We start from the raw sequence: 5897 nt of genomic DNA, 5'->3' as shown, positions 1-5897 counted from the left end.
GACCTCTTCCAACTGGTCGACGACCGGGTGCGGGTGGCCTACCTGGCCCGCGGCGTCGCCCGACACGAGCTGGTGGACGACGAGTGGTTGCTGACCAGGTACGCCATCCGGGGTAGCCAGTACGCCGACTTCGCAACCCTCCGCGGGGACTCCTCCGACGGGCTGCCTGGCGTCCGTGGCATTGGCGAGAAGACCGCGGCCTCGTTGCTCAACCGCCACGGCGACCTCGACGGGCTGCTGGCTGCCGCCTCCGACAGCGCCTCGGGGTTGCCGCTGCGGCAGCGACTGCAACTCGGTGAGGCCGGCGACTACCTCGCCCGGGCCCGGCAGGTGGTCGTCACCGCCGAGGTTGAGCTGCCGCAACTGGACGCCGAGCTCCGCCCGGGCCGCGCGGACCTCGCCCGCTGCCGGGAACTGGCCGATCGCCACCGGGTGGGCGGTCCGATGGGCCGGTTGCTTCGAGCACTGGGCGAGGCAGCCGACTCCGCCGCCGACAGCTGACCGGGTCAGGCCTCGGCCGGCGGCTCGGCGTCCCCGTTGCGCTGCAGCACGTAGATCGCCGAGCTGGCCATCAGGTTCGCGGCGAACTGGCCCATGGTGCGTGGGCGACCGGACGCCGCCAACGGAATTCGTTTCTCGATCCGCAGCCCCACCTCGCCGAACAGCGGCTCCAGGTCGTCCAGTGTGGTGAAGTGCAGGTTCGGGGTCTCGTACCAGGTGTACGGCAGGTCGCCCGAGCGGGGCATGTGACCGCTGAGCAGCCGCAGCCGGTGCCGCCACAGACCGAAGTTCGGCATGGTCAGGATGATCCGGGGGGCGATCAGCCGCATCTGGCGCAGCGCCAGGTCGGGCCGGAACAGGGCCTCCAGAGTGCGGCTCAGCACCACCACGTCGTAGGAGTCCGGGCCGAACATGTCCAGGTCGTCGTCGATGTCCAGCTCGATCAGCGGGACGCCGCGTTCGATGGCGACCAGCACCGAGTCCGGGTCGCGTTCCACCCCGGTACCGGTGCACTGCCGTCGCCGGATGAGCCAGTTCAGCAGTTCGCCGTCGCCGCAGCCGAGGTCCAGCACCCGGGAGCCAGCGTGGATATGGCTGGCCACCACCCGCAGGTCCTCACGGATCGTCATCATGGCCGCTCCCAGCTGGTGTGGCGGTAGTCGGGTTCGGCCTGCAGGAACGCCCGGACCGTGTCCAGGTAGGTGTCGATCTTCAACAGGAACGAGTCGTGCCCCCACGGTGAGCGGATCTCCCGGAAGCTGACCGGCAGCCCTGCGGTGGCCAGCCGACGTACTATCCGGCGGCTGTGCCTGGTCGAGAACCGCCAGTCCGAGTCGAAGCTGGCCACCAGGAACCGGACGGGTACCGCCCGCAGCCCCGCCAGCGCGTCCCGGGCCGAGAACGGGTCGAAGTAGTCCATCACCCGGGTCAGATAGAGGTAGCTGAGCGCGTCGAACCTGGCCAGGAACGACTCGCCCTGGTGCTGCAGGTAACCCTCGACCGCGAAGTCGACCCCGAACCCCGGCGATGAGTTCGCTCGTTGCGGCTTGCGTCCGAACTTGGCCTGGAACCCCTCCTCGGAGGTGTAGGTGATGTGCGCCATCATCCGCGCGATCGACAGGCCCACGTCCGGCCTGGTCTGCTGGGCGGCGAACCGGCCGCCGGAGAAGTTCTCGTCGCGCATGATGGCCTGCCGTCCGACCGCCGAGAAGGCGATGTTCTGGGCGGTCAGCCTGCTGGACGCCGCAATCACCACCGCGTTGCGCAGCTCGTCCGGGTTGGTGATCGCCCACTGCAACGCCTGCATGCCGCCCAGCGAGCCACCGACCACGGCGTGCAACTCGTCGATGCCGAGGTGGGCCACCAGCGCGCGGTGGACGGTGACGAAGTCGGCCATGTCGAGCAGCGGGAAGTCCAGCCCCCACGGTTCCCCGGTGGTGGGGTTGATGGAACTGGGTCCGGTGGTGCCCTGGCAGCCACCCAGCAGGTTGGACGAGATCACGAACCAGCGGTTGGTGTCGATTGCCTTGCCGGGCCCGATCATGGTGTCCCACCAGCCGGGCCGGCGGGCGCCCTCATGCCAGCCGGCGGCGTGGGCGTCCCCGGTCAGGGCATGGCAGATGTAGACGGCGTTGCTGCGGTCGGCGTTGAGGGTTCCGTAGGTCTCGTAAGCGACCACCACCTCGTCCAGCTGCGCGCCGCCAGCCAGCACCAGGGGGTGCTGGGCGTCGAAGAGCTGGACGAACTGGGTGGTCGTCAGACCGACTGAGTCGTGTTCGGCGGCTGGTATCACGTCGCGGTCTGGGCCAGCGCCCGATCGAGGTCGGCGATGATGTCGTCCACATTCTCGATGCCGATCGACAGCCGGACCATCTCGGGTGCCACCCCGGCGGCCACCAGCTCTTCGTCGTTGAGCTGCGAGTGGGTGGTGGAGGCGTTGTGGATCACCAGCGACTTGGCGTCACCGATGTTGGCCAGGTGGCTGAACAGCTGGAGCGACTCGACGAAGGTGGCGCCGGCCTCCCGTCCGGCCTTGAGCCCGAAGCTGACCAGACCGCCGAAGCCCTTGCCGGTGAGCACCCGCTCGCCCACCTTGCGGTAGGGGTTGTCGGGCAGACCCGGGTAGTTCACCCAGGCCACCTGCTCGTGGTCGCGCAGGTACTCGGCCACTCGGGTGGCGTTCTCGCAGTGCCGCTGCATGCGCACGTGCAGGCTCTCGATGCCCTGCAGGATGATCCAGGCGTTCAGCGGCGAGAGTGCGGCACCGGTGTTGCGCATCAGCACGGTGCGGGCCCGCATGATGTACGCGGCGGGTCCGGCCGCCTCGGTCCAGACGGTGTCGTGGTAGGACGCGTCCGGCCCGGCCAGCATTCCGAACCGCTCGGCGTGCGCGGCCCAGTCGAACCGGCCGGCGTCCACGATTGCGCCACCCATGGTGGTGCCGTGGCCGCCCATGTACTTGGTGGTCGAGTGGACGACCACGTCGGCGCCGTGCTCGATCGGCCGGCACAGGTACGGAGTGGGCACGGTGTTGTCGATGATGAGCGGCAGCCCCTGGGCGTGCGCGGCCTGCGCCCAGGCGTCGATGTCGATGATGTTCAGCTTCGGGTTGGCGATGGTCTCGCCGAAAACCGCCCGGGTGCGGTCATCGACCAGGTCGGCCAGGTCCTCGGGCCGGTCCGGGTCGACCAGCCGGCACTCGATCGCGAACTGCTTCAGGGTGTGGGTGAACAGAGCGAAGGTCCCGCCGTACAGCGTCGACAGGGCCACGATGTTGTCGCCTGCACCAGCCACGTTCAGCACCGAGTACGCCACCGCGGCTGCGCCGGTCGCGGTCGCCAGCGCCCCGATGCCGCCCTCCATGGCTGCGATCCGCTTCTCGTACACGTCCTGGGTAGGGTTCATCAGGCGCGTGTAGATGTTGCCGGGGGTCTTCAGCGCGAACAGGTCGGCAGCGTGCTGGGAGTCGTCGAAGGTATAGGCGACCGTCTGGTAGATCGGCACCGCTCGAGCATTGGTCGCCGGGTCGGCTTGTTCCTGGCCGGCGTGGACGGCGAGCGTCTCCAGCTGGTACTGCGGGCTATCGGACATCAGGCTTCCTCTCTGGCGAGTGCCCATCGGGCTGCGCCTAGGCTATCCCGATTCCTGACATCCCCAACGTGCTGCTCAGACTGATATCTCGGTGGTGAACGCGTCGCTGGCGGCCACCGGCTGGGCGAGCAATCCCTGATCGGCGAAGAACGTCGCCATCGCCTCCCAGCTCGCGGGGTCCTGCCGGCCGAACTCGTCACCGTAGAGCGCGGTGGTTGCGTTGAGGACGGCCAGGGCGTGTTGCTGCTGTTCGGGCTCGGCCAGCGTCGGGACGTACTCGACCGCGATCTGGACGACCTGCTCGGGGTCGGAACTGCACAGCTCGGCGGCCCGGGACAACGCCCGCAGCATCGCGGCCAGGTCGGCACTGCGGTCGGCGATCGTCTGGTCCAGGGCACCGAACCCGACGCTGACCAACGGCGGGTTGTCCAGCGCGAGGGTGCGGATCGGGAAGTCCGCCTCCTGGAACCGGATCACGTCGTTGTTCAGGTAGCCGACCACCGAGTCGGTGTTCCCCCCGGTCAGGGCGGCCAACTGGGTGAAGCCGATCGACTGGATGTCCAGGTCATCGCGGGCCAGGCCGGCCTCCTGCAGCACCGCCAGCAGGTAGAACCAGTTCTCGCCGAACTCCCCGGGCAGACCTACGCTGCGGCCGCGCAGGTCGGTGAAGGTCTGGATCGACGAGTCCTCGGGGACGGCGATGACGCATGGGTAGGTCTGGTAGGCGGTGCCGAAGTTGCGGACCGGGATCTGCTCGGCGCGGCCCTGCAGCATCTCGCCGCCGCCGGCGAAGACAACGTCCTCGTCGCCGGTCTGCAGCGCACCCAGCAGCTTCTCCTGGGCGCCGTGGTGGCGTGGGGTGACGTCGACACCCTCCTCGGTGAAGTAACCGAGGCGGTGCGCCACGTACACCGGCGCGAACTGGATGTCGGGGACGTAGGTCAGCCCTAGGGTCAGCGTGGGCAGGTCACCCGACGGGCTGCGGCTCTGGCCACCTGGTGAGGAGGCCTGGTTGCTGGGTGCGCACGCTGCCAGTCCGGTCAGCAGGGCGCCGCCAAGCAGGGCCCGTCGAGTCACCATTGACATTGATCTCTCCTAGTGGGGTCGCTTCTTGCAGTTCGAGCCGAACGCGCGTGGTCCGCGGGGCGCGGACGCGAAACGGGTTGGTCAGCCACTCGATGGCGGTCATCGACAGGAAGATGGCGACCGCCAGCACGACCAGCACGATGAGGGTGGCGAACAGGCCGGTGGTGTCACTGGACTGCGATTGCATGGCCAGCAGTTGGCCCAGGCCGCGCCCGCCCATCACCAGTTCGCCGACGACGGCACCGGTGACCGACAAGGTGAAACCGTTGCGGATGCCGGTGAGGGTGGCCGGCAGCGCCAGCGGCCACTCGATGAAGCGGGCCAGCCGGCGCGCGTCCGCCCCGTCGACCCGGGCGGCATCGATGACTTCGCGGTCGATGCTGCGGAACCCGAGGACGGTGGACAGCACCATTGGGAAGAAGACCATGATCGAGCACAGCAGCACCACCGGTACCGTCCCGTAACCGACCCAGATCACCAGCAGCGGCGCCATCGCAACCGAGGGGATGGCCTGCGAGGCGGCCAGGTACGGGGCCATCGCGGCGTGGGCGAGCCGGGCGTGGGAGATCAGGTAGGCCAGCGGGAGTGCCACGGTGCTGGCCAGCAGGCAGCCGAGCAGCGCCTGCTGGATGGTGACCAGGGTGGGTTGCCAGATCCGTCCCGACGACAGCTCGACGCTCAGCCGCGAGAACACCGCGTCCGGAGTGGGCAGCAGGTTGCGCGGGATGGTTCCGCCGTGGGCGATCGCGCTCCAGCCGAGCAGTACCAGCAGGGCGACGACGATCGGGGCCAGCACGCGCACACTCAGCGGTGCGCCCCTTCGGTGCGGTGACATCTGCTACGGCGTCCTTCCCGGTCGTTGCCGGGGCCGCCGCACGCCAGCGGACGATTCGCATCGCACCAGCGAACAGCGAAACGCCGAGGCGTGACGTGCACCTCCCATCCGGACTTTAACCGTCGGTACCGGAATTCCACCGGTTCAACCACTCGCCATCGGCGAGCGGGTCGCGGACTTTGACCGCCGGTTCGGACTTTCACCGACCCCGGGCACGTACGTTCAAGCTTGACCGATCATAGCAGCCGATCCCGCGGAGGTCAAGTCCGGTGGAGTGGTGTACGAGGGTGATCCCTCGATGAGGGGTTAGGCGGTCAGGGCAGGGACGAGGGTGGTGCTCACCTCCTGGGTCGGTTCTGCCGGCTCGGAGGCCTCGGTGAGGGCG

The 5897-nt window shown here is 68.8% G+C and carries 6 protein-coding genes and 1 riboswitch; of the genes, 1 reads left to right on the top strand and 5 read right to left on the bottom strand.

Going from position 1 to position 5897, the window contains the following annotated elements; all coding sequences use genetic code 11:
* Nucleotides 1-501 (top strand): 5'-3' exonuclease H3TH domain-containing protein (locus WBL05_RS01640; RefSeq protein WP_424223325.1); only part of this gene is annotated, 501 nt, incomplete at its 5' end.
* 5 nt (nt 502-506) lie between these two features.
* Here the strand turns inward: WBL05_RS01640 and metW are convergent.
* From metW to WBL05_RS01615, 5 genes are all read right to left on the bottom strand, one after another.
* Nucleotides 507-1133, bottom strand: a complete 627-nt coding sequence (gene metW / locus WBL05_RS01635; protein ID WP_424223324.1) for a methionine biosynthesis protein MetW — start codon at nt 1131-1133, stop codon at nt 507-509.
* Nucleotides 1130-2293 carry a homoserine O-acetyltransferase MetX gene (gene metX / locus WBL05_RS01630; RefSeq protein ID WP_424223323.1) on the bottom strand — a complete coding sequence of 388 codons (1164 nt, stop codon included), beginning with the start codon at nt 2291-2293 and terminating at the stop codon, nt 1130-1132. The genes metW and metX overlap by 4 nt, the downstream gene beginning before the upstream one ends.
* Nucleotides 2290-3591: an O-acetylhomoserine aminocarboxypropyltransferase/cysteine synthase family protein gene (locus tag WBL05_RS01625; protein ID WP_424223322.1), complete on the bottom strand. Its 1302-nt coding sequence runs from the start codon at nt 3589-3591 to the stop codon at nt 2290-2292. The genes metX and WBL05_RS01625 overlap by 4 nt, the downstream gene beginning before the upstream one ends.
* Before the next feature lie 75 nt (nt 3592-3666).
* Nucleotides 3667-4677, bottom strand: a complete 1011-nt coding sequence (locus WBL05_RS01620; protein WP_424223320.1) for an ABC transporter substrate-binding protein — start codon at nt 4675-4677, stop codon at nt 3667-3669.
* Nucleotides 4559-5512: an ABC transporter permease gene (locus WBL05_RS01615; RefSeq protein WP_424223318.1), complete on the bottom strand. Its 954-nt coding sequence runs from the start codon at nt 5510-5512 to the stop codon at nt 4559-4561. The genes WBL05_RS01620 and WBL05_RS01615 overlap by 119 nt, the downstream gene beginning before the upstream one ends.
* Before the next feature lie 91 nt (nt 5513-5603).
* Nucleotides 5604-5732, bottom strand: a riboswitch (FMN riboswitch).
* Between the last annotated feature and the right edge of the window lie 165 nt (nt 5733-5897).

This window comes from Brooklawnia sp. (genome assembly GCF_049651565.1).
Lineage (GTDB): Bacteria > Actinomycetota > Actinomycetes > Propionibacteriales > Propionibacteriaceae > Brooklawnia.
The sequence above is the reverse complement of the archived record's forward strand: the minus strand, read 5'-3'. Positions and strand labels throughout refer to the sequence as shown.

What these genes read in the sequence shown, in the direction of transcription:
- metW (WP_424223324.1), bottom strand. Translation starts at nt 1,133, where the DNA reads ATGATGACGATCCGTGAGGACCTGCGGGTGGTGGCCAGCCATATCCAC.
- WBL05_RS01625 (WP_424223322.1), bottom strand. Translation starts at nt 3,591, where the DNA reads ATGTCCGATAGCCCGCAGTACCAGCTGGAGACGCTCGCCGTCCACGCC.
- WBL05_RS01620 (WP_424223320.1), bottom strand. Translation starts at nt 4,677, where the DNA reads ATGTCAATGGTGACTCGACGGGCCCTGCTTGGCGGCGCCCTGCTGACC.
- WBL05_RS01615 (WP_424223318.1), bottom strand. Translation starts at nt 5,512, where the DNA reads ATGTCACCGCACCGAAGGGGCGCACCGCTGAGTGTGCGCGTGCTGGCC.